The organism is Pedobacter frigidisoli, assembly GCF_032678525.1.
Classification (GTDB): Bacteria; Bacteroidota; Bacteroidia; order Sphingobacteriales; family Sphingobacteriaceae; genus Pedobacter; species Pedobacter frigidisoli_A.
This window is the reverse complement of sequence record NZ_JAVTSE010000003.1, coordinates 619,232-643,988: the sequence shown is the minus strand read 5'-3', so window position 1 is coordinate 643,988 and position 24,757 is coordinate 619,232. Positions and strand designations below refer to the sequence as shown.

General features: G+C 39.0%; 13 protein-coding genes. 5 read left to right on the top strand and 8 right to left on the bottom strand.

Features of this window, described 5'->3' with window-relative positions; translation table 11 throughout:
* Nucleotides 1-327 precede the first annotated feature (327 nt).
* From R2Q80_RS11700 to R2Q80_RS11690, 3 genes are read left to right on the top strand one after another with little or no spacing between them, the layout of a single operon-like run.
* Nucleotides 328-3,252 carry a TonB-dependent receptor gene (locus tag R2Q80_RS11700; protein ID WP_316799792.1) on the top strand — a complete coding sequence of 975 codons (2,925 nt, stop codon included), beginning with the start codon at nt 328-330 and terminating at the stop codon, nt 3,250-3,252.
* 25 nt (nt 3,253-3,277) lie between these two features.
* Nucleotides 3,278-4,903 carry a RagB/SusD family nutrient uptake outer membrane protein gene (locus tag R2Q80_RS11695; protein ID WP_316799791.1) on the top strand — a complete coding sequence of 542 codons (1,626 nt, stop codon included), beginning with the start codon at nt 3,278-3,280 and terminating at the stop codon, nt 4,901-4,903.
* 23 nt (nt 4,904-4,926) lie between these two features.
* Nucleotides 4,927-5,073 carry a hypothetical protein gene (locus R2Q80_RS11690; protein WP_316799790.1) on the top strand — a complete coding sequence of 49 codons (147 nt, stop codon included), beginning with the start codon at nt 4,927-4,929 and terminating at the stop codon, nt 5,071-5,073.
* Between the two features lie 1,137 nt (nt 5,074-6,210).
* On the opposite strand, the gene R2Q80_RS11685 is transcribed toward R2Q80_RS11690, so the two are convergent.
* From R2Q80_RS11685 to R2Q80_RS11650, 8 genes are all read right to left on the bottom strand, one after another.
* Nucleotides 6,211-9,051, bottom strand: coding sequence for a M16 family metallopeptidase (locus R2Q80_RS11685; RefSeq protein ID WP_316799789.1), 2,841 nt, complete (start codon nt 9,049-9,051; stop codon nt 6,211-6,213).
* 220 nt (nt 9,052-9,271) lie between these two features.
* Nucleotides 9,272-10,420, bottom strand: coding sequence for a TlpA disulfide reductase family protein (locus R2Q80_RS11680; RefSeq protein ID WP_316799788.1), 1,149 nt, complete (start codon nt 10,418-10,420; stop codon nt 9,272-9,274).
* A 54-nt stretch (nt 10,421-10,474) separates the two neighbouring features.
* A complete protein-coding gene (locus tag R2Q80_RS11675) occupies nt 10,475-11,464 on the bottom strand; it encodes a thioredoxin family protein (protein ID WP_316799787.1) in 990 nt (329 codons plus the stop codon).
* 71 nt (nt 11,465-11,535) lie between these two features.
* The gene (locus R2Q80_RS11670; RefSeq protein ID WP_316799786.1) at nt 11,536-12,279 is read right to left on the bottom strand and encodes a DUF4397 domain-containing protein; all 744 of its coding nucleotides are present in this window, start codon (nt 12,277-12,279) and stop codon (nt 11,536-11,538) included.
* A gap of 17 nt (nt 12,280-12,296) precedes the next feature.
* A complete protein-coding gene (locus R2Q80_RS11665; protein WP_316799785.1) occupies nt 12,297-13,712 on the bottom strand; it encodes a RagB/SusD family nutrient uptake outer membrane protein in 1,416 nt (471 codons plus the stop codon).
* Between the two features lie 26 nt (nt 13,713-13,738).
* On the bottom strand, nt 13,739-17,050 hold the full coding sequence (locus R2Q80_RS11660) for a SusC/RagA family TonB-linked outer membrane protein (RefSeq protein ID WP_316799784.1): 3,312 nt from the start codon (nt 17,048-17,050) through the stop codon (nt 13,739-13,741).
* A gap of 97 nt (nt 17,051-17,147) precedes the next feature.
* Nucleotides 17,148-18,344 carry a FecR domain-containing protein gene (locus R2Q80_RS11655; protein ID WP_316799783.1) on the bottom strand — a complete coding sequence of 399 codons (1,197 nt, stop codon included), beginning with the start codon at nt 18,342-18,344 and terminating at the stop codon, nt 17,148-17,150.
* 77 nt (nt 18,345-18,421) lie between these two features.
* On the bottom strand, nt 18,422-19,009 hold the full coding sequence (locus R2Q80_RS11650) for an RNA polymerase sigma-70 factor (RefSeq protein WP_316799782.1): 588 nt from the start codon (nt 19,007-19,009) through the stop codon (nt 18,422-18,424).
* Nucleotides 19,010-19,771: 762 nt separating this feature from the next.
* On the opposite strand from R2Q80_RS11650, the gene R2Q80_RS11645 reads away from it, so the two are divergent.
* On the top strand, nt 19,772-23,923 hold the full coding sequence (locus tag R2Q80_RS11645) for a two-component regulator propeller domain-containing protein (RefSeq protein WP_316799781.1): 4,152 nt from the start codon (nt 19,772-19,774) through the stop codon (nt 23,921-23,923).
* Between the two features lie 220 nt (nt 23,924-24,143).
* Complete coding sequence (locus R2Q80_RS11640) at nt 24,144-24,710, top strand: RNA polymerase sigma factor (RefSeq protein ID WP_316799780.1); 567 nt, start codon at nt 24,144-24,146, stop codon at nt 24,708-24,710.
* The last annotated feature ends 47 nt before the right edge of the window (nt 24,711-24,757 follow it).

Genomic DNA, 24,757 nt, shown 5'->3' with positions numbered 1-24,757 from the left:
AACATCAATGCCCAATGGGCAAGACTTGAAACGTTAAGCTAACAAATTAGTAGTAATTTACTTTTTGTATGCTTAACGGACCTGAATAATCAGGCAAGGGAATGCTTTTGCCAGAATTTTTAAACACCTAACTAACCAAATATGGAAATAAATCCAAAGTCGCCGCAATTCTGGCGAAAAAAGTTGATAATCTTGGTCACCTGTTCACTACTGTCAACTGTAAGCATGGCCGGTGAACTCACTGTCAGAATATCAGGCCTAGTCGGTAGGTTCGGCACGCGGCCGTCTGTGGGACATGACGACCGAGTTCCTCCAAATCCCATAAACATGGATATTACTATTAAAGGAAAAGTAACCGATTTAAAGGGAAATGCAATACCGGGGGTAGTAGTAAAACACAAAGAGTCAGGAAAAACAACACAGACAGATTTGCAAGGTATATATGCGCTGGCGATTCCTGTGGCCAGGGGAACATTGGTTTTTTCCTTTATTGGTTATACTACTCAAGAAGTAGTTGTGGGGCAGCAAACCGGAATCAATATTCAGCTGGCTGATGATAATAAAAAACTGGATGAAGTAGTGGTTGTTGGGTACGGAACCCAGAGAAAAGTGAACTTAACCGGGTCAGTCAGCACTGTTTCTTCAAAGAACTTAGACAATAGGCCGATCACGCAAGCTTCTCAGGCATTGTCTGGACTATCTCCGGGAGTTCAGGTACAGCAGGGTGGTGGACGGCCGGGAAGTGATGGAGCGAGTGTGATTATAAGAGGGGTAGGTACCTTCAATTCAGGGAGCAATCCGTTAATACTGATTGATGGGATCGTTGGATCTTTGGATGATGTAGCACCGGATAACATTGGCAGTATGACAGTATTAAAGGATGCGGCTTCAGCAGCTATTTATGGAAATAGAGCAGCAAATGGAGTAATATTGATTACCACAAAGCGTGGACAGAAAGGTAAAACGGCCATCGGTTATAATAACTACCTTGGATGGGAAAAAATTACCAGCCTGCCTGATTTTGTGGATTCATGGACTTATGCTGAACTTACTGGTGCGAATGCTGATGTGGTTGCGAAATACCGCAATGGATCGGATCCGGACAACTTTCCAAACGTGTTCCACCTTAAGGATCTGTTAAATACTGGTTCAGGATTCCAGCAGTATCATAATATAAATATTTCCGGTGGTGAAGGCAATAATGTCTATTACCTGTCTGGTAGCTATCGTAATCATAATGGACTGACTGCTGAAACCAGCAATAAACGATATGACATCCAAGCCAACATAGATACACGGATTAAAGATAATCTAAGTTTGAAAACGAGCATCTTAGGTTTTTCTCAATTACAAAACCAACCGCAATCAAATGTCTCAGGTATCGGAGGAATTATAGGTTACGCAGTACGTGAGCCAAATACGCTTGCAGGACTGAAATCTGATGGTACTTACGGACGTCAGGATTTTTATTCCCCTGAAGCCTGGTTGGCCAGTGAGGGATTTAATAGCTTGCGTGCTAAAAATTTTTATGGGAATACGACTCTTTCCTGGGATATTATACCGGGCTTAAATTTAAGCGGCACCGCAGGTTATCATTATTATACCAGCGTAAATACCACTTACATCGCCGACATCAATATTGACAGAACTACTTATGTAGGTCCTAATAGTTTAAATGTGGGTAATATCGATGGAAATGAAGTTACCCTCAATCTGCTTGCGAAATACAACAAAACTTTTGGTAAAAACAATTTTTCCATATTGGGTGGTTATCAGCAAGAGGCACACCGTGATAATTTTACAAGGGCTTTCCGGGATAATTTCCCCAATAATTTGCTTTTCCAATTAGATGCGGGCGCAACAACGAACCAGCAGACTTCCGGAAGCGCAAATGAATATGCTTTTCAGTCTTACTTTGCCCGTTTAAATTATGATTTCAGCGGGAAGTACTTATTTGAGGCCAATGTGCGATATGATGGATCATCCAGGTTTGCGCTGGATAATCGCTTCGGCATTTTTCCAGCAGTTTCGGCAGGTTGGAGGCTTTCCGAAGAAGCTTTTTTAAAAGATCATGTTCATTGGATCAATGAATTAAAGATTAGGGCTTCTTATGGTTCCCTGGGCAATGCCAATATTGCCAATTACCCTTATCAGTATATTATTAGTACAAATGTTCGCTATAATTTTGGCGGGGTAATTGCACCAGGTGCAGCTGTAACAGCGGCAGCTAATTCCGATATTAAGTGGGAGACTACTACCACCGCCAATATCGGTCTGGACTTTTCGCTTTTTGGTACTCAGCTAAGTGGTACGGTGGATGTCTATGACAGGACAGCCAAAAACATTTTGTATCAGGTGCCAGTATCGTCGACGCTTGGTCTGACTGCGCCCATTCAGAATGCAGGTTCTATTCAGAATAGGGGGGTGGAAGTAAGCCTGTCTTATAACGCTCAAATATGTGGCGTCAAAGTTGGAATATCCCCTAACTTCTCATACAATAATCAGAAAGTAATTAAAATTGCAGGGGATATTCAAAGTGTAATTCCAAATTTCTTTTTGGGCCAGCCATTAAATCCGATATACGGCTTTGTTGCGGACGGACTTTTCGTTGACGCTGCGGATGTGGCGGCTTATCCGACACAGCCAAATGGAGGGGCGCCTGGGAATATTCGTTTTAAAGACATCAGCGGGCCAAATGGAGTTCCTGATGGGAAAGTAGATGCCACTTATGACAGGCAGATTTTAGGAAATACAAATCCTAAAATATCATATGGACTAAATCTCAATGCATCTTATAAAAGTTTTGATTTTTCAGTGTTGTTTTCTGGTTTGGGAGATTACACCGTGCAAATGGGCTCCTATCAAGCCTACGCACTTTATAATGGGGGTAACGTGCAAAGGTGGCAATATGAAAATGCCTGGACTCCAGCTAATCCTGACCGCAACGCACTCTATCCTCGCATCACAAATCTAAGTCAGGGAAGTGCAAATGTACAGCGAAATTCATACTGGAACCGGTCAGGAACATTCTTGAGACTTAAAAATGCCCAAATTGGCTATACCATTCCAGCTAAGCTGATCGGCAAAATCGGATTGGATAGGTTGAGAATTTTTGCTGGTGGGCAAAATCTTTTCACCCTAAATGATTTTTACGATGGCTGGGACCCTGAGAATAGCCAGGGTTCAGGCGATAATCCCAATTTTTACCCACTTACTGCAATTTATACTTTTGGTGTGAATGTAAAGCTTTAGTCGGTTAATCTTTAAATAAAATAGCATGAAAAATTATAAATATAGATATACAATATGTACCTGCCTTACCATTTTATTTTCATTAAGCGGATGTAAAAAAGATTTGCTTGACACTCAACCACTTTCTTCAATTTCTGACGCCACTTTCTGGCGGACGGCAGGCGATGCCACCCTTGCACTAAATGGCGTTTATGATAGTGGCGCAGGCTTTACAGGATATAACTTTTGGGCGGCAACATCGATGGTCAACCTTGATCTAATGGCCGGTAACGGATCAGAAAAGGAACTCATTCCTGATAACTTCACCAATGGCACGCTAAATTCCACTTATGGTTTTGTCGGTTTATATTATACGCAGGCCTATAACCAAATAACACGGTGTAATAATTTCTTGGCCAATATCGACCGCGTAACTATGGATGCTGGCCAAAAGGCGGTCATGATTGGTGAAGTGAGGACAATCAGGGCTTATGATTATTTCAATTTGGCTTTATATTTTGGAGATGTTCCCTTAGTTCAAAAGCTGTTAACAGTTGAGGAGGCAAATTCGGTAGTGCGTACATCAAAATCTCAAGTCTGGTCATTTTGTGAAGCTGAGCTCAAGGGTGCTGCGGCCGTCCTTCCCGTTTCAGTAAGTGCAGATCGCCTCGGCCACATCACTTCAGCGGCAGCATTGGCCATTTTAGGTCGCTTACAGCTCGCACAAAAGAAATGGGCTGATGCTGCGGCAACCTATAGATCGATTATTGATTTCAATTACTATTCAATTGATCCCAGGTATCGTGAATTGTTTTTAAATGCGGGTGAAACAAGTCGCGAGATTATTATGTCAATGCAATATATAAGGGATACATATAATCATGCACTGCTACAATACCTTACCCCGGAGACATGGGGCGGCTGGCACCAGTATTCACCATTTAATGAACTGGTAGAAGCATATGAATGTAAGGATGGCAAAACCATTGGCGAATCTCCGCTTTATGACAAAAATAATCCTTATCAAAATCGCGATCCAAGAATGGATTTCAATATCATGATCTCTGACCGCACTAGTTTTCGTGGACGTGTATACTCTGCAAAGCCAGGAACCACGCTTCCCGATCGGCTCAATCAATATCCAGGGGTGTGGAGTGGTTATGCGATTTATAAATTCTTGGAAGATGATCCGGCAGTGGCTACCACTAATAATACTGGTAATAATTTTCCTCTTATAAGATATGCTGAGGTGTTACTTGGCTATCTTGAATCACAGCTAGAAGCAGGAAATGCAATAGACCAGGCAATGTTGGATGCGACAATCAATAAGGTGCGAGGACGTGCAGTTGTATCTATGCCAGCAATTACTACATCCGATCCGGTATTACTCAGGACCATTATACGCAGGGAAAGAAGGGTGGAATTTGCTTTTGAAGGAATCAGATATTTTGATTGTTTGCGATGGGGCATCATCGGGTCGGAAAATAACCAGCAGTTTACAGGGATGAAACTGACTAATGATCCTTCTAATTACAAAGATTATCCAGTGAATGCTGATGGATATTATATTTATAAAAAACGTAATTTCATTATTGGAAAAAATGAACTTTGGCCGATTCCCCAGTCTGAACGAGATCTAAATAAAAATCTAACACAAAATCCTGGCTATTGAGTGTCACGAACAACAATCATCTAATGAAAGTTGATGCTGTTCAGAAAATGAGGAACGGCCCCTCGGAATCGGCTTACAGAAGCGGGTTTCAAACTGCCGCTAAGCTGCTTTGGTTAAGTGCCTTGGTAGTAAGCGTTAGCGGAAAAGGCATCATTAAAGGTGTCAAGTGAGCGCTAAGAAGGTGAACGCAAGTGAACCACCGATGAGGCGTAGAAAGGATTAGATGATGTCGAAACCGAGGTACAATAGCACTGCGGCACAAGCAGAGCGATCACCTGTTTATTGGCTCTGCGGCATCCGGCGTATAGGCGGCACGAGCTTAGCACAGGCTTCTGAAGGGAACGTGAGAACCTGTCACCACGATGTTAAGGGAAAACCTCAAGTTGAAGACACTGCAAGGGGGAAAGTACCGATGGGTGGCACAGGGGCGGAACGTCTAGTAGTAGTGTTGAAGTTCCTGTAATGGGAGTGGAGCGAAGGGTGTGTATTAACACGCTTTCTATATCTGGCGTGAAACTGATTAGTCAGGAGGTAGCAAAAGGTGAAAGTAAAACACTATTGCCTAGGTCGGTACTGGTGTATTAGTTAATAAGAGCCATATGATGGGAGACTATCAAGTACGGTTCTATGAGGGACTTGGAGTGAAATTCCCCGGTCTACTCGACGAGTGGCACGATTGTTAGTTTTTACCAAGCAATACTGGATTAAAGATGAGGGTGGGATTCTCGGTTGGGCATACATTTGCTGCAGCTAAACCACCATTAAATTAATGTTGTAAAGAGCAATAGTGTCCAATTTAATGGAAAAAGGATCGTAAGAGCAGTTAGTTCCGTAGAGATGAAAGCAATACAACATTCTCTAGATTGGTACTGGTGTAATAGTTGATCAGACCAATACAGGCTTTAAGATGATATCTCAGGGTTTAGCTAATAAGTGAATATTTTCTGATAAGGGAGGTTATTATGGTTAATAGGTTAGTTAAGATTGGCGTCATTCCCTAGGGAATGGCGTTTTTTATTGGTAGTCAGGTAGGAATTTTATTTGTTATGGTGAGATGATGGATATTAGTAATGATCTAATTTCCCTGAGGGAAATGTTACTAGTGGGTTATGTTTGAATGGTAAAGATAAAACTATTAAATGGTTTGTTAATTATTGCCTTCCTGAGATAAATTAGCTCTAGATATTGTGGTTTGGTTTAGGAAAATGCCTCAGGTTAGCAACTTTAGTCGTTTTTCTTATTGCTTTAAGATTATCAATGTTACAGGCACTTAATCTTTTGGGATTAAGTGCCTGTTTATCATTATACTATTTGGAAGTTTTTGGGTACAGGATGAATTTAAGTAAATTTTCGCCACTTAGATATTTTTTAGCGTCATCTCTTAAGCCCGCAGCTGTTAAATCTGAAATTTCCTTTTGGTAGGAATTAACATCATTTGTATTTTGATTGTTGCTTATTTTGCCTAGAAGGTAGCTCGACCAATAATCATTGGTACGTTGTTGAGTTTCGAATTCTCTGGTTTTTTCAGCTTTGAATTTATTAAGATCATCATCCGAAATTCCTTTCGATGACAGCGATTTTATTTCCTGCATTGCTGCGCTGGCAAGCTTTTGCGCATTTTCCGGAGAGCATATAAAGGTGATGTCAAATGCATAGTTGCTTTCGGGATATTTGTTAAAGCCTACATTAACTTGAGGTGTGTATACCCCTCCCTCTGTTTCTCTTAGTCTCTGGGTTAACCGAAATTCGATAATGTCTGAGAGGGCAAGTAGGCTGAGATTGTTAACCTGAGAAAATTTGTACTCGCCGCTTAAAACTAACTTTACCGTTGATCTGGGATTGCTGCCCTGGTAAACTAAATGTTCTTGCATCCCTTTAGGTATTCTAATACCCAGATCCACAAAATTTTGTTGTGTTCCTAAATTCGATGGAAGGCTACCTAAATATTGTTCACATAGGGCAATAAGCTCCTGGGGCTTAAAGCTACCTGTGAATATAAAGGTAAAACCGTTTGCATTACTAAAGTTAGACTTATAAAATTCATATGCCTGATCTAAACTAAGTTTTTTCAGGGTTGATGTATCTGGTGTAATTCTTCGGACGTTGAAATTGCCCAATACCGCAGCAATCGTATCGGAAAATATTGCATCTGCATTATTGCTTCGGCTAGACAAGCTTAATTTAGTGCGACTTATTATGTTATTAAATTTTGCCACATCTTTCCGGGGTCGGGTGGCGTAGAGGTGGATTAGTTGCATTGCAGTTTCCAAATCGTTAACGCTGGATGAGCCTGTAAATCCAGCATACAGTTCGTTGATATATGGGCTAATATTTACATTTTTACCGTTTAGTAATCTGCTCAACTCATCTAGGTTAAAGTCGGCAACCCCACCAGCTGCTATTATGCTTGATGCATTGGATGCGGAGATATAATCATGATCACCAACTAGGGAGGTTCCGCCTGCTTTGAATGCCCGGATCAAAATCTCATCGTTTTTAAACTGAGTTGGTTTCGATACAATCTTGATCCCGTTGGAGAGAGTATATTCCGTAGCGCCTGTTCCAGAGATATCTTTTTTAGAAATTACTGTTCCCGCAATAGGCTTTTTATTCATTAATTTAACAGGTGTGTTATTGGCAACGTAAGCTTCTGGCTTCAATAAGTCAAGTTCCTTGATCCATTTGATAATAGTGGTTTGGCTTGGAAGATTTTCTTTTGCATTTTCCGGTCCCGTAACTATAATATCCTGATCAGGAAGGTTAATCAGTGATTTTGCCATGGAATTAACCTCATCCAGGGTAATTTTTGTAAGTGCATTTTTGCTCATTTGATACTCTGTATCAATGCCAGGTGCAGCTTCGTTTTTGGTAAAATAGTTAACATATTCTCTTACATAATTTGCTGACGGTGTCTTCTCCTTTTCTTTGAGCATATTGTCCAGGCCTGAATAAAAAGATGTTTTACAAAAGTCCAATTCGGCTTGAGTAAAACCATCTTTATTAATCCTGATAATTTCTGAATAAGCATTTTTGAAGCCTGCCTCAAGTTGATCAGGTTTGAGTGTCGCTGAAAAATTAAATACGTCTAGATTCGCCAGGTAGTTTGAGCATACTGCATTTGCTGAGATATAGGGTAAATTAGCTACTTGTTGCAACTTACTAAACCGTGAAGCAAGCATTTGATTAAATATATTTCGAACAACCGCACAATAATACTCCTGCTTAGTCTGAACCGGTTTCCCGTTAAATTTGTTCAGGATTTGAATCTGTATAAACTGGGCTTCCGGATCTGTAAAACTGATAAACTGTTTTTTTCCGCTCAAGGGCACTGTAAATATTGGTCGTCTTTGTTCATTTACAGGGTTTTTTAGATCAGAAAATAATGATTTGACTTTAGCTTCCATTTCAATTGGATCAATATCACCTACAATAATTACTGCTTGGAGATTAGGTCTGTACCATGTATCATAGAATGCCTTAATTTCGTTGGGTTTAAAATTTTTAATAACTTTTTCAGTACCTATGGGCAGGCGTTGAGAATAAATGGAATTATTAAGCAGAATAGGAAATGTCTTTTCCATTACCCTTTCCTGCAGGCCGATTCTAGATCTTTTTTCTTCGAGAATCACTCCACGTTCTTTGTCAATCTCAACGGGATCTAATGTGGCGCCATGTGCCCAGTCTCTGATAATTTGCAATCCATTTTTTAAAATTTCAGGATTATCTGAGGGTAATGGCAGTTGATAAATAGTTTCATCAAATGCAGTATATGCATTTAGGTCTGCGCCGAACTTGACTCCGGACTTTTCTAAGTAATCTATCAGTTCATTTTTTGGAAAGTGCGTTGTGCCGTTAAAATTCATATGCTCTAAAAAGTGGGCTAAACCACGCTGGTTTTCTGTTTCCAGAATCGATCCTGCTTTTGTGGCCACATAGAGCACAACTCTTTTTTCAGGATAGTTATTTTTGCGGATAAAGTAAGTTAGACCATTTGCAAGTTTTCCTGTTTTTACTTCAGAGTCAAGGGGAATAATTTCTGTTCCTGGTAAGCTATGATTTTTTAGCGGGGGGGCTTGCGCAAAAGAACCATATTGAGATAATGAAAGCAATATGAGTGAGAACAAGAAGGCACGTATTTTGTGTGTCATGGAATAGCTATTTTGATGAATAATTTTGTAATATCGAATGAAATTTATGGAATGATAATGTTTCAGTTAGGTGAAAAAGAAATCATATTAATAGGTTTTATCACGGTTATGTTTTTAACACATATCTTAATGGAAATAAGTATGACATTGAAATATAGTTGTGAAAGCATCAAAATTTTGATTTCATTCACCTGTAAGAAATCATCGAGTAATCACCAAATTATTGATTGGGCGTTGCTTTTCTGAAAATTTCGCTTAGTTTCTTTTCTAAGTCATCGCCTCTTAAATTAACAGCAACGATTTTGCCATCTGGATTAATCAGAAAGTTTTGTGGGATTGACTGAATTCCGTATAGTTTTCCAGCTACATTATCAAAGCCCTTTAAATCAGCCAAATGTGTCCATCTACCGACTTTATCGTCACTAATTGCTTTCAACCAAGCCCCTTTAGCTTTTTCTGAATCCATAGACACGCTCAGGATCTCGAATTTGTTAGCTTTAAATTTTTCATAAGCTTTAATGAGATATGGACTTTCTTCTCTGCACGGATGACACCAGCTTGCCCAAAAATCTAATAGGACGTATTTACCCCTGAAAGATTTCAACGAAACAACCTTGCCGGATGTATCTGGCTGTGAAAGCTCAGGCGCTGTTTTTCCTATCGTTACCCTTGCTACCTCATCCAGCTGCGCTTTTATTGCGATTGCAGTAGGTAGTTTCTTGAATGCCGGCGCTAGGCTGTTATAAATAGAATCAACACCGGGTAATCCAAAACCTGCATATTGTTGCATTGCGAAAACACTTAATGCAGATGTTTTGGCGTGCGATTTCGCATAGTTTTTGTAAACGCTGACTGCTATCTGACGATTCAATTCAAAAATTTTATCTGCATAAGGTTTAGCCGCTATAGAATCTTTCTTTTCCATAGCCCGGTTATATTGGTCTCCAATTTTGATAATCTGTTCCTGTATTGCTAGTTTTTTAGCTTGTAAAACCTCGAAATCTTTCTGGAAGGGTGATCCCGAAACAGTCAGCATCTGTATATTGCTCCCTGATTTGATATACAGATTATTTGCGCTCAGGATAAAAGTTCCGCCAAATTCGAAAAACTTGGTCTGCAGGGTCGCAAATGAGGGTTCACTGATCTTTCCTGTAAAAGTTCCTTTACCATCACGCACACCTACGCTGTCCTGGCCACTGTTCATCTTACCATTCTCCATGTTGAAATAGTTCAAAATCAAAATCTCCGGTACTGGTTTTATATTGCTTACATCTACTGTGACAGAGAAGGTCTGCCTGGTTTTTTCCTGGCTCATCACTTTTCCGGAAAAGCAAAGGAATATCAAAACCATTTTAATTATTTTCTTCATATGTGTTTATCGTATAATAGGTAACCTAATTCTTATTGATTCCAGCTGATTTGCTTAGAATTTACTTTTAATTGATGCAAAAACCCTTTTAATTTCCTCCAGTTCGCTGGGCGTTGCTCCTCCTGTTTCCCTAAGAATTTTTTCAAAGGTTTTATAGGTTGACTCATCTGCGGTATCGGGATAGCCGTTATAGTCGGCTAGGAATTTCCCGTTCTTATCTATAATTATCCAATATGGAATACCAATCCTGTCTGGCCCCTGATACTTTTTTATAATTTCCTTTGCCCCTGGATTTTGATCGGTGATGTGATTTTCACTTTCAAGAACGGTGATGTGATTAATGGCATACTTTTTATCAAAAAATGCCCTAACAGAAGGTTGGGACATGGCCGTATCAAGTACGTGGCACCAGTGACACCAGGAAGCATGGAAAATGATGAACGCTTTTTTATTCTCTTTATTTGCTATGGCAACGGTCTGACTGATAATGTCCTGCGCAGCAGGTGGTGCAATTTTTTTGTATAAAGCAGTCACTTTTCGATTTAAATCCTCGGCATCTCTGAATGTGAAGGTTTTGTTTTTAGTCAATAAGTCGCTCAACTTACTTAAATCGGCAAGGCCTTCCGTGAATCCACCGCTAAACTGTGCTAAGACTTTAACGTTTTGATCCAGTAGAATGACAGCGGGATATGGTGGAATTCCTTCAGTTTTTATATAATACTGATCAAAAACTTCCTTAGCGTCGGGATTTTCCCTTTCTCTATATTTAAGCGGCTCTTTTGGATTAATTTCGCACAACACGAAATTTTTCGATAGAATGGGTTTTACCTCTGGGTTGTTTAATACCTTTTGGAGGAATGGAGACCATGCATTCGTTGAGGAATAAGCCACCAGCAAAACTTGTTTGTTCTCCTTTTTTGCTTTTAATACTGCATTTTTTAACAATGTCTTTGCTGGTATACCCAGACGGGGTTGTGCAGAAATATTGTTCCAGATAGTTAGCATACCTAATGCGAGTAATCCGAATTTTTTAATTTTCATCATTTTGATTAATTGAAAGTTAGTTTGATCCGCTTAATGTTGCCAGCGCGTAATGCGCTGGCAACGTGGTGTAATTAATAATTTGGAGAAGCGAATACTTGATAACTGTCAGTAGAAAAGGGTGCTGAACTGAGCGAACCAAAAACCACCAAGGTTATAGCCTTAAAGCGAGCAGAAGTACTTGAAATGGGGTAGCCGTATTGACTAAGGTTAAATGTGGTCAATATTTGTCCGCTGGAGGCGTCTATGATATCAAAATCCAAGCCATTCCTTCCCTGCGAGCCGCTTAATGAGATTTTTTTAAATTCAGACTTTTCTTTATAGCTGATATTTGTTCCCAGACTGTTGCCTGATATAGAAAGATTTATTGATGGGCCATCCGATGATAGGTTAATCACGCGTACCGCCAGCGCACTGTCTGTATATCTTGGGATGATGTCATCCTTTACAAGCAAGTTTTCTCTCTTGCTCGCATTACCAGCAATAAATAATGAATACATTTTTAGCGGTTCCAGGTTAACAGTATTGCTGTAAAATGTTTTCAGTGTATCTGAAGCCGATACTACTTTTAAATCCGCACTTCCTGATCGAATTCCATAGACAATCGAATTTTTTAAATAGAGTGGGCTATTCTGACTGTTTTGCTTGGTATATATAATTTCGGACTTAAAAGGATTAATGTACACAGCAAAATCATCTGTTGCAACATTTACGATATTAAGTGATGCCAAAAGGGGCTCGGGGTTGACTGCAATATCTTTTTTACAGGCCATTGCGAAAATGGTCAGAAAGGCAGAGAGATAAATTAATTTTTTCATTTCCTATTTTCTTTAGATTAGTTGTAGCCTGTGTTCTGTGTTATATTACGGTTAAGCTTAATATTTTCAAATGGGATAGGCCATAACTGTTTGAAGGAAGCCCACGTGCCACCTTTGATAGGTGAAACATTAGTCATGACAGTATTGATAACAGCTGTTCTTTTAAGATCAAAAAAGCGATGTCCCCATTCGCAGAAAAGTTCGACTTGACGTTCCTGTGCGATTGCTGAATTGATGTCACCTTTAGATAAAGCTCCGCTATATGCTGAAAGTCCTGCACGAAGACGGATTACATCTAGGTCTTCTTTAGCTCCGGCGGGATTATTGGTTTCATTTCTGGCCTCTGCCCGAATGAGTAGAATTTCCGCTAATCTGATTACCGTTTCATTATGTTCCGGGATTGCCCCAAATCTGGCATTCTTGTACTTATAGGGGATGCTCAATGTGGTTCCGAAATTATCATAATTGTAAATCCATTTTTGCTTTCTCTGGTCTCCGTTTTCAAATGAGGCGAGCAGCTGTGGACTTATTGTCGAGGACCAGCTATCGCCAAAACTGCCGATTCCAAATTGTGGATAATAATTGTAACCTTGTGAATAATAATAGGTTTGTTGCTGTAAATCAAGTTGCCAGATGGCTTCGGTATTGATTGAACCCGAATTTTTTAGAAAAACTTGTTCCAGGTCTGATACCAGTGCGTATGTGGTGTTGTTATTGATAATCTCGGTTGCTTTAGCAGCAGCGTTAACGTAATTTTTCTGGTAAAGATAAACCCTGGCCAGCATTGCCTTAGCCGCCCATTTGTTAGGTCGAATACGGTCAGATGAACTGGCTGAACTATTTGATCCAACGTAATCATTTCCCAATAAGTTTTCAGCATTCAAAAGATCTGTAACAATCTGCTGATAAACCTGTGCTTGTGTGCTTTTAGATATTTGGAGATTCGTCCGATAATCTGTATTGATCACCAGCGGTAAGTCGCCATATATATTGGTCAAGTTAAAATAGGCAAAAGCCCGGGTAAACATGGCTTCTCCCAGCAGCTGATTTTTTACCTGTCCTGTAATGCCAGTGGAGTTGTTTAGCCCGGAAATAATCTGGTTTGCCTGGCTGATCACCTTAAAGTAATTTCGCCAAAGGTTATCATTCAGGTTTGCATTCAGCGAATTAACATAGCAGTTTCTTGTAAAATCTCCACCATCCAGATTAGTGAGTTCGTCAACATAACTACCGGTATAACGGCTCATTTGGTATGGCGTTTGATTGGCCAGCGTAAGATACATGCCCACTTCTGCAGCCGTCGCAGCCTTGACATCATTGAATACCGTATTCGAATCAATCAGAGTCTGCGGGGCTGGTAGTTCGATAAATTTTTTGCACCCTATTGCTGATAAGATGATCAGCAAACAAAGAAATATATTTATGCTTTTCATTTTTTTGTCTTTAATTGTCATGATAATTATAAAGAGACACGTATTCCCATTGAAATAGTTCTTAAGGGAGGCATTCCCGGCCCGGTTACCTCAGGATCAGGACTTGCGTATGGTGTAATCACCAAAACATTATCAATATTTCCATAGATTTGTAGCCCTTTTATTGAAAATTTATTTAACCATTCTTGCGGGAAAGTATAACTAAGATTAATGTTTTTTAATCGGATATACGAGCCATCAACAACTGATGCATCAGAATTAACATAATTGAAAAAATTAGTGGTAGCATTTGCAAAAAATGCGCCGGTGGTAAACCGTTGCACCACGCTGTTATCACCGGGTTTTTGCCATCTGTCTAAAACCATTACCGGGCTATTACTGAAACTACCCGAAGCCCCGTAATTAGCCAGATAGGCCCTTTGGGTTTGCTTAACAAAACTTATCAGCACATCTAACTGGAAATTTTTGTAACTTACAGTATTCGTTAACCCCCCATAATAAGATGGAGAAATATTTTTGATAGCTGTTTGATCCAGGTAATTGATCACCCCATCTTTATTTGTGTCTTCAAAGGTATATAAGCCTGTTTGCGGATTTAAACCTGTGTAATGGTATAGATTTCGAGCGCTTAATGGTTCACCTATTCTGTAAAAACTGGCGTACACTGATTGATCAAGTGAGGGGAAGGATATTAACTTATTTTTAAGAAAACTTAAATTGATGTTGGTGCTCCAGTTTACTTTACTCGATTTTAGATTTATGGTATTTAATACAATCTCAAGCCCTTGGTTTTGTACTACGGCAGGCAGGTTCTCTAAAATATTCTCGTAACCCAGGTACGAAGGTAAAGTTGTAGACACCAGCTGGTTTCCGGATCTGTTTCGGAAATAATCAACGGACAGATTTAAACGGTTATTGATAAAACCAAGATCTATTCCAAGTCCAATTTTGTGATTACTTTCCCATGCGGTCTCAGGATTGGCCAAACGGGTTGGTACAAGTCCTGATACATTTCCGTATAGAGTATTGTTGCTGGTTTCGTATGTGGTTAAAATATTATAGTCATCAATTTTATCGTTACCGGTGATTCCGTAATTTACTCTCAATTTACCTAGGCTTAGCCAGGTGAATTTTTTAGCAAACTCCTCATTTGAAATCAGCCATGCTAAGCCGGCCGATCCAAAGTTGCCATATTGCCTGTCAGGTCCGAAACGACTGCTCCCGTCTCTTCTGCCTGTAAGATTGATAATGTATTTCTCTTTATAAACATAGTTTAATCGGGTGTAAAAGGCTAAATAATGATAATCAGCATATCTCTGGCTGGTAAATGATTTGGTTTGTGCCGAGGAATAATTATCAAGTTGAGCATCACTTAAAAAACCCTGTGCCATGAAGGCAGAGCCGGTAGAACGCGTCTGCTGGAAAGTGGATCCTATTAAGGCCGAAAAATTTCCGTTTCCGAGTTTTTTATTATAATTTATTTGTGGTTCTGCAATCCAGGATTTTGAATCACTTTTTCCAACATTTACTGATGCTGAACTATACTGGTCATCAGGAGAGATAGCTGCAAATGGGTTTTTACCTAATTCATTTAGTTGTACTTTATTATAATTAAAGTTTGATGTAAAGTATAAATCGGGCGTGATTTTATAGCTAAGCCTGAAATTTCCCAGCAAATTATCAGTTACTGATTTCACTGTTCTCACTAAATTGATTGCCGGATTGCTATTGAAAGTATTGTTTTCGAAATTAATCTTCCCATCTTCTGTATACAAATCTGGGGCGTTTGGCGCCATTCTTAAAATAGAAGTGGTGGGATCATTCAGTGGCAGCAGGTTATTGTTGTTGATATAACTTATCTCTGCCGTTAAGCTCAATTTTTTATTATTCGATGTATGAGTAATACTGGTTCTTAACGATGCAGTTTTATCCCCCAGGCCATCGCCGCTATTGAATATCAATGATTGTGTTCTATATCCACCGTTAATGATGAACTGGGTATCCTGGTTTCCGCCAGATATGCTGGCTTGCAGATTGTTGATGCTCGCGTTATTCCCTAACAATTCTTTTTGCCAGTCAGTAAATTTGTTCTGATCCCAAGTTGTGAGGTCATAATCACTCGATTGAATGTTTGCACCGTCATTTCTATAAGCTTCCTTTCGCATTTCCAAATACTGCTGGGTATTCAACATATCAACAAATTTTGGGTAAGCGGAAATTGAATGACTATAATCCACAGAGGTTACAGTTGCGCCGATTTTACCTTTTTTTGTCGTAATTAAAACTACTCCATTGGCACCTCTGGATCCATAAATAGCTGTAGCGTCGGCGTCTTTCAAGATAGTGATTTCTTCAATATCGTTAGGATTCAATGCCGCCAGAGGATTAAGCCCCATAGAACTTCCATTTTGCTTATTTGAACCTACAAAAGATAGTGTGCTGGAATTGTATGGGACCCCATTTATAATGTAAAGTGGTTCTATGGCATTATTAATACTATTTCTACCCCTTATGGTAACCTGCTGCATCGCTCCTGGTAGTCCAGAAGAAGTTTCGATATACAATCCGGGAACTCTTCCTTGCAAACCCAGAATTGGGTTGGTCGATGGCGTTTTGCGTATATCATCACCGCTGACCATTATACTTTTGCCTGTAGAGAGTATTTCGCTTTCTGTATAGTAACCTTTATTGATCACAACTTCATCAAGCTGGTTAACTTTTTCAGAGACGGTGATGTCAAGATTCGTTTTTCCCTGAACATAGGTGTATGTCGTTTGTATCGTGAGGCCATTAACTCTTATGGTAGATAAGGGGTCCACATTTTTGAGCATATAATACCCATTCGCGTCCGTTACAACAATGTTATTGGTATTTACAACCTGAACGGCCAGTCCAGGGTAGGGGTCACCTTTGATGGTACTCACCTTGCCAGATACATTTATAGGCTTATCCTCATTTTTTTCGGGCTGAATTGATCGTGGCGTCACAACAATTGTTTTGTTTGTAATTACATATCTAACAGGTTGATCTAAGAAAACAGCCTCAAGCACACTATTTAACTCAGCTTTTGTGAAGGTCTTGCTGATTGTTTTGGTGTTCTTTAACTGATCTTTCCTATAAAAGACCTCATAACCTGTTTGCGATCCGATTTGCTTTATTACACTTTCAAGTGTCGCATGCTTGACATTTAGGGTTACAGTTTGTGCATTAATGCGGCTACCTAACCCTTGTATGACGATAATACAAAAGATGGCGATGACTAAGCGAATGATTGGAGATCCATTTCCACGGCTTGCCCCAGACGCGGGATAACCTTTTTTGGGTAAAATTAATTGCATAAATTTGATTGTTTGGTTGGGTTGATAAGTGGTTGATACTGCTTTTAGTCAGTTACCTGACCGGATTTTCCGGGGGCATTGCAGTGCTCCCGGTTTGTTATTGTTTTGAAACTATAATTTTTTTGTTTTCATATCGGAAATGCACGCCATTCAATTCAAGAACTTTGAGAACCTCAATTAAATTGTTGTTCATCTTTGTGCCTCCTGAAAATCTCAAGTTTTCTACGCCTTCTTCGTAGATAACATCTACATTGTACCATCTTTCAATTTGATTCATGATCGTGTTCAGGTCAGTATCTTCAAATTTGAAAATTCCTTTTGTCCAAGCTATTGCCGTCTCTGTTTCAATATTCTGAACGGCGAGATTGTTTGTAGACTTTTGGATAATTGCCTGTTGACCCGGTTTAAGTAATCGCCTCTGCCCGCTGGTCTGTAATTCAATGCTCCCTTCCAGCAAGGTCGTTTTGCTTAATGACTCATTGGGGTAATCGTTAATGTTAAAATGTGTTCCCAGCACCTTTAATGACTTGCCTGCAAATTTTACAATAAATGGATGGCTTTTGTCTTTTGCAATTTCAAAATAGCCCTCGCCTGCAAATTCTATGACACGTTCCTTAGCCTGTGCGAAAGAGACAGGAAATCTAATGTATGAACTAGCATTAAGCCAAACCTGGCTTCCGTCTGGCAGTAATACCTGATATTTCCCTCCTCTGGGGGTTTCAATTTTGTTTAACTCAGCCGATCCGTTTTTTAATGCTTCATATTTAATTTTTCCATCTGCTGATTTAATAACTCTTGTTCCATTCTCTAAAGCTATAATGCCATTATCTGAATTATTCAATACAATCTGTCGTCCGCTTGAAAGGGTTAGCAAGGCGGTGTTTATTCCTGGGGCTGCGTCAATCTTTGCAAGGGATTTCACAATTGGAATTCTATTATTTGACTGCTCTAGATAATATAGAGATCCCGCAATGATGGTCAATGCTGCAGCAATACTCCACTTTAACCATAAGCGAATAGGATTTCGTGTGCTTCGTATCCTTCGATCATTTAAGGTCGTATCTATACGGTCGAACATTGCATTCTGTGTGGCCAGGTCTAAAAACGCTCTCGCAGGTACTTCAATAGCTGCTGAGGCAAATGAGCTTAGGGCTTCGTCAAATTCTACTTCATGGTTACCGTCCCGAATAAGTTCGATAACCAATTCGTATTCGGTGTCGGAACAATTTCCTCGTATAAATTTTGTAAAAAGTATCTGTATCGCCGTGTTCAATTTATCCTCCTTTAATACCATTACAACTGGCCGGTGGATTACATATACAAGGAAACTAAATAAAAAGGATATTTTATTTTATATTGATTACAGGAGTCTTATTTTGTTAGGTAGAGCAAAATCAAAGTTAAGGATCCCTTAATGATGATATAGCGTTTAATAGATTTCAGTGCTCTAACCATTTGAGTGTTTACCGTGCCCTCTGTTATTCCAAGTTGCTTGGCTATTTGCTTATAGGACTTTCCCTCGAGTTTACAAAGATTGAAAATCCGTTTGCGTTGATCTGGAAGCTTCGCAATGGCTTCCAATATAATGGAACTGCTTTCATTAAAATTTACCTGATCTTCAGTAGCATGACTTGAAACGATCCGGTGTTTTTTGATTTCGTCCAATATGTATGATTCGTTTCTTGCCCTTTTGATTAAATTCAGCAAGTGGTTTTTTGCAACGGCAAACAGGTAAGGTTTAAAATTTCGTTCCGGATCGATACTGGAGCGGTTTTCCCAAATTTTGACAAACACGTCGTGGACAACATCTTCCGCCAGTGCCGGAGATTTCGAAGTATGAAGGATGAACTGATGCAAGTCGGCTACATAGCGATTGTAAAGTTCCCTGTAGGCATTTCTATCCTCCTTTTGAAGCAATTTCAGGAGTTTATCATCTGAAAGGGACACTAAGAAGGTCATTTGTTGATTACTTACTTTGTTATTTTTAAACTGTTCAAGATAACAAATATGATCAATAAATTTTAACCAACCTAGTGAGACCTATCTCGGGTGAGTATATCTGTTGCTTTTTCTACCAATTGACCTATACCTGATCCAAGTGTTGTGGATAGTTAAAGGATAGAACGTATAACACTATAAACATTAGAAATTATTTCGCATTCTATATTATAATGCTTCACGGCCTTGTAAATTATCACCAATAGAAAGGCGTGCGATGCGCATGATATGATATTGATCTGAATCGGGGAATAGCAGAGAATAATATCAGCCTATTTACACCTTTTAAAAAACGGACATTAATTCGAATCTAAGCTTATGGCACACTGAATAAAATTTATACTAAAACCTTCAATAATTTGCTGACCGTGCCCAATGGGTGGTCTATATTGGCAATAGCATTTACTTTTAAAACCATGTAGCTTTCGTGTATTGCTCAACAGGGATGTTAATTGTAGCTGTTATTTCTCGTCGTTGGTTTACACATAAAAAAAATCAAGGAAAAAATGCAGGTCATTTCACAGCTATAATCTGCAAGAATTTAATGAATGTAGCTTGTGGTGTTGATATATTTCAGTGCACATCTTATTCAGATCCGTCCAGATTATTAGGTGTGATAAAGTCAAGTGAGTGAATTAGCTAATTTAGGAAATTTAAAAGCTTTTTCATTTTAATTGGTATTTTGCGGACGATTACCATGGCTATCAAGCTAAGTACAGCGCTATGACCAGAATCCTAACTAAATACATCGCAATTACAATTCTTGCAATATTTTCATCTTTGTCAACCCTGCATGCCCAGGAGCAAATCGATCGGATCGGATTAATCGAAGGAATATCGAATAATGGTGTGCGCTGCATTCAACGGGACGCCTATGGTTTTTTGTGGTTTGGTACTAAAGACGGATTAAACAGGTATGATGGATATGGTTTTAAGGTCTTGCGAAATCAATTCAATGTTCCTAATTCGCTGATATGTAATAGCATCTCGGTATTGGCCAGTGATGCGGGTAGCAAGCTATGGATCGGTACGCGTCAGGGACTTAATGTCTACGATCAGATCATGGAAAAGTTTAACACTGTATCATACTCTGATGGTGCAAAAAGAAAAAATATTACGCAGGTTATCAAGGATATAAAAATAGATAGATCTCAAAATGCTTTGATTGCCAGTGAGGGGATTGGATTGATTAGTTGTAAAAAAGGTGCTTTCAGTGGGGACTTAATTCCATTATACATCAAGGGCGAGAGGATACAAAACTACGGTGTTCAGTCGATTGGTATCGATCGGTCAGGTCGCACCTGGGCCTTTGTGCAGAGTCAGGGACTAGCTGAATTAGATTCAAAAGGAAAGAAACTGCAAATCAAATGTTCAGACATTAAGCTTGCCTATTGTATGCGTATCTATGAAAATAACATTTTCATTGGGACCGCCTCAGGGGTTTATCGTTATGACAAAGAATCAAATCGATTTAACATTCTTCAAGGGACAGCGAATAATTTAGTGAGCGTATTTAGTCTGGATTTTGATAAAGAAGGAAACCTTTGGATTGGTTCGAAAGACCAGGGCATTTCGATTTATAACTTTAAATCCAAAGTAATTCAGCACATCAGATCAGGAAATAAGAATAACCAGATTGGAAATGGGATTGTTTATGCTATTTATGTCGATGAGGAAAATCGCAAATGGATTGGGACATCTCTTGGTGGTGTAAGTATTATAGATCCACGAAAAAATCGTTTTCAACGAATTACATATCAGTCCGGAGAAATCAATGGCATTCAAGCTAATGAGATTTCAGGTATATTTCAGGATAAATATAAAAAAGTTTGGATCGGAACAGAACTCTCAGGGGTTACGGTATGGGATAGAGATCGGAACGTTTTCACCAGTTTTAAGCATAATCATTCAGATCCGGGTAGCATTTCCGGAAATTATATCACCAATATAACTGCTGATGCCAATGGTGCTGTCTGGCTCTGCACACAATCAGAAGGTATAAATCGCTTCGATCAAAAAACAAAAACTTTTAAGCGCTACCCATGCATCAATCCCGTGACTGATTCAGAAAGCAACCCCGCTTATTTTTTGTATAACGATCTTAACCGAGATTTGTGGGCATCAACGCTTAGGAGGGGAACCTTGCTAGGTGGATTATATCGATTTGATGCCAATAACGATCGATTTGAATTATTTGATACGGGCTTGACAGATCTTTTTAGTTTGAAAGAAGATCAAGCAGGTGTGCTCTGGGGAGGGACGTTAACACAATTGGTCAAGATTGATAGAATAAATAAGCATCATCAGTTTTATGCGATTAATTCTATCGTCAGGGCAATTTACGACGATGCCCATGGGAATTTGTGGATTGGAACCGAAGACGCTGGACTCTTGCTTTTTGATAGGACTAAAGGAATAATCACAAAACGATTTACCACTGAGGATGGACTTTGCAATAATGCTGTGCTGACTATATTGGATGATCATTTAGGCAATCTTTGGTTGAGCACTTATAATGGACTTTCTAAGTTTAATATCAAGAACAAAACATTCTCCAATCTGTATCAAGGAGATGGTTTGCAGAGTAATCAGTTTCAGGCCAATAGTGCACTGATGCTTAGCAGTGGTGAGATGATTTTTGGTGGGATCAACGGCTTGAGCCTATTCTCACCTTCATCTATTCTACCAGTTAATAATTTTCCGCCATTATTGTTAACTAACCTTAAGATCAATAATGCACCTATCGATCAAAGTGCAAATTATATTGCCTCTACAGAAAACGCGCAGATTACGGCACTTAAAGTTCCGTATAGCCAGGCCGTGTTTGAATTCGGATTTACCGCGTTAGAGTATTCAACACCTAATAAAATAAAATATGCTTATTTTATGCAGGGATGGGATAGAAATTGGAATAATAACGGTAATGCAAGAAAGGCATCCTATACCCACATTGATGAAGGAAGCTATCTGTTTAGGGTAAGGAGTACAAATAGTGAAGGGCTATGGAATAAAAAAGAGATTACCTTAAGAATTATTGTACTACCGCCCTGGTACCGTAGCTGGTGGGCTTCCCTGTCATATTTGGCAATTATTGGATGTTTTGTCTATGTCTATCTTTGGTATCGTTCAAAACAAATTAATCTCAAATACCAGGTACAAATCGCTAATATCAGCGCTCAGCGTGAGAAGGCGGTGCTGGAAAAAGAGCGCTCTGAGTATGAGAAGGAGCGGGTCATAAGAGAGAAGGAAACAGAAATTAATGAAAAGCGTCTTACGTTTTTTACCAATATATCACACGAGTTCCGAACACCCTTAACACTTATTATTAATCCGGTTAAAGACCTTATCGATAAATACAGCGGGAATACTGGCATTCCTAGGAAAGACAAAGAACTTAATATAATCTATCGAAATGCCCGCAGAATGCTGAGTTTGGTTGATCAGCTACTACTTTTTAGGAAGGCAGAAACTGATACTAACCAGCTTCGTATCCGGGAACTCAACATCATTGAATTATGTAAAGAAGTTTACGTATGCTTTACCCAGCAAGCGAATGTTCAAAATATAATCTATCAGTTTGATGCTGAACATGGTGATGCGGAAGTTTTTGGCGATTGGGATAAAATTGAAATTATCCTGTTTAACCTTCTTTCAAACGCATTTAAATATACTCCCCCATATGGTAGTATAACATTAAAAATCTCCATTGAATTGGAAAGTGTATTGATTTCGGTTGAAGATACCGGACCAGGTGTACCTCAGGATGTCGGTAATAAAATCTTCGAAAGATTTTACCAGGTGAGCGGCCGCGATTTTCAATCTAAACCCGGTTTTGGTATTGGTCTATTTTTGGCTAAACAATTCGCTCTTGCCCATTATGCGACACTTGATTATGTCAGTAAGCACCAGCAGGGGAGTATCTTTACACTACAGCTTCTAAAGGGTAATGCCCATTTCAATGGCGCTATTTCACTAGATAACATGGCATTAAATAATGGTTCTATTTTAGAGGAACTATTACCAGATGATCATTCCGAAAGCCCCGAGGTAGACGATGAAAATTTTGTCTTAAGTGAAATCGTTACCGATAAAAAATCCATATTAATTGTCGACGATGAGATCGATATCAGGAAGTACATTAAAAACATGTTCTTAAAGGATTATATTATTTACGAGGCGGGAGATGGAATTGAGGGGTTTAATTTGGCACTGGCTAAGATTCCTAACCTGATTATTACGGATTTCAAAATGCAGGGAATGGATGGAATAGAACTTTGCGAAAAAATCAAGGCAGATGCAAGTATTTCTTTTATCCCGGTAATTATGCTAACCGCCAGTTCTTCCTCTGATATTAAAATTAAAAGTATTGATGGTGGTGCCGATGATTATATTAATAAGCCTTTTGAAAAGGACTATTTAATTGCCAGAGTAGCCAACCTCCTTAAAAACAGGAGCAACATTCAAAAATATTTTTATAATGAAATCACGTTACAAAAAAATTCAATTGTCGTTTCTGAAGAGTATAAGCAATTTCTGGATAATTGCATTTCTGTGGTTGAAAGAAATCTAATGAGCGCAGAATTTGGTGTGAAAGATCTGGCGCAAGAGGTAGGGGTTAGCCATTCTAATCTTTATAAACGTGTGAAGTCCATATCTGGGCAAAGCGTTAATGCGTTTATCCGTTATATCCGTCTGAAAAAATCTGCTGAACTGTTCATAAATACAGATCACAATGTAAATGAAGTCTCCTTTCAAGCTGGTTTTTCAGATGCAAAATACTTCAGTAAACAATTCTCGAAACTATTTAAAATGACACCCTCTGAGTTTATTAAAAGGCATCGTAAAATTTTCAATAGTGGTTTAAAGCGTGAATAATGGCATTTCCTGAAGGTTTTGGGGTGAAAATACACTCCTAAATTACCAAAATCACACCCCTCTCCATTTTATTACCTGTATATCTTCGGTAAGTAATTATTCTTTTTTAATTGAGATAAGCAATTGGAAAAATTCATGCAGAAAAATCAGCATGAATAGAATCCAATAGTTTCAATATTAAAAATTGTATTGCGCACTAACCAAATAACTAAATAATAAGATGGCACAATTTGAGGATTTAACCGCCTTGTGGGAGCAGGTCAAAATTGGAAATGAAACAGCATTCAGTAGTTTGCATGGACAACTTTATCAAGGCCTATTTATATATACGCTTAGGATTGTTGAGGATGAGGAAGTTGCAGATGACCTTCTTCAGGATTTATTTGTAAAGTTTTGGCAGAATAGAGCCAAAATGGACCATATCTATAATATCAAGGCGTATTTTTATAAGTCAATCCGATGCATGACACTAAATTACATCAGAAACAGTCAGTTGAAAGAATCAAAACTGAAGCTGATGCCCGAACCTGAGCTGATTTTTTCTAAAGAAGATTTGATAATGAAGGATGAATTCGATGTGAGATTGAAACATGAAATGCATCAAGCGCTGAATAATCTTCCGGGCAAGCAGCGGGAAGTCTTATATATGCGTTTCTACGAAAATCTGGAGTATGATCAGATTGCGGATATTATTGGGATCAAATATCAATCTGTCATTAATCATGTTTACCGCGGCATACAAATTTTACGGGAGGTAAAATCCTTATCGGGCATTTATGCTGCATAATGACTCAATCAGGTCTGATTTCCAGACTTAAAAACTATTAAAATCAA

Excerpts from the sequence above, each read along its gene's own strand:
- R2Q80_RS11650 (WP_316799782.1), bottom strand. The coding sequence starts at position 19,009 with ATGACCTTCTTAGTGTCCCTTTCAGATGATAAACTCCTGAAATTGCTT.
- R2Q80_RS11700 (WP_316799792.1), top strand. The coding sequence starts at position 328 with ATGGATATTACTATTAAAGGAAAAGTAACCGATTTAAAGGGAAATGCA.
- R2Q80_RS11655 (WP_316799783.1), bottom strand. The coding sequence starts at position 18,344 with ATGGTATTAAAGGAGGATAAATTGAACACGGCGATACAGATACTTTTT.
- R2Q80_RS11680 (WP_316799788.1), bottom strand. The coding sequence starts at position 10,420 with ATGAAGAAAATAATTAAAATGGTTTTGATATTCCTTTGCTTTTCCGGA.
- R2Q80_RS11685 (WP_316799789.1), bottom strand. The coding sequence starts at position 9,051 with ATGACACACAAAATACGTGCCTTCTTGTTCTCACTCATATTGCTTTCA.
- R2Q80_RS11645 (WP_316799781.1), top strand. The coding sequence starts at position 19,772 with ATGACCAGAATCCTAACTAAATACATCGCAATTACAATTCTTGCAATA.
- R2Q80_RS11675 (WP_316799787.1), bottom strand. The coding sequence starts at position 11,464 with ATGATGAAAATTAAAAAATTCGGATTACTCGCATTAGGTATGCTAACT.
- R2Q80_RS11670 (WP_316799786.1), bottom strand. The coding sequence starts at position 12,279 with ATGAAAAAATTAATTTATCTCTCTGCCTTTCTGACCATTTTCGCAATG.
- R2Q80_RS11695 (WP_316799791.1), top strand. The coding sequence starts at position 3,278 with ATGAAAAATTATAAATATAGATATACAATATGTACCTGCCTTACCATT.
- R2Q80_RS11690 (WP_316799790.1), top strand. The coding sequence starts at position 4,927 with ATGAAAGTTGATGCTGTTCAGAAAATGAGGAACGGCCCCTCGGAATCG.
- R2Q80_RS11660 (WP_316799784.1), bottom strand. The coding sequence starts at position 17,050 with ATGCAATTAATTTTACCCAAAAAAGGTTATCCCGCGTCTGGGGCAAGC.
- R2Q80_RS11640 (WP_316799780.1), top strand. The coding sequence starts at position 24,144 with ATGGCACAATTTGAGGATTTAACCGCCTTGTGGGAGCAGGTCAAAATT.
- R2Q80_RS11665 (WP_316799785.1), bottom strand. The coding sequence starts at position 13,712 with ATGAAAAGCATAAATATATTTCTTTGTTTGCTGATCATCTTATCAGCA.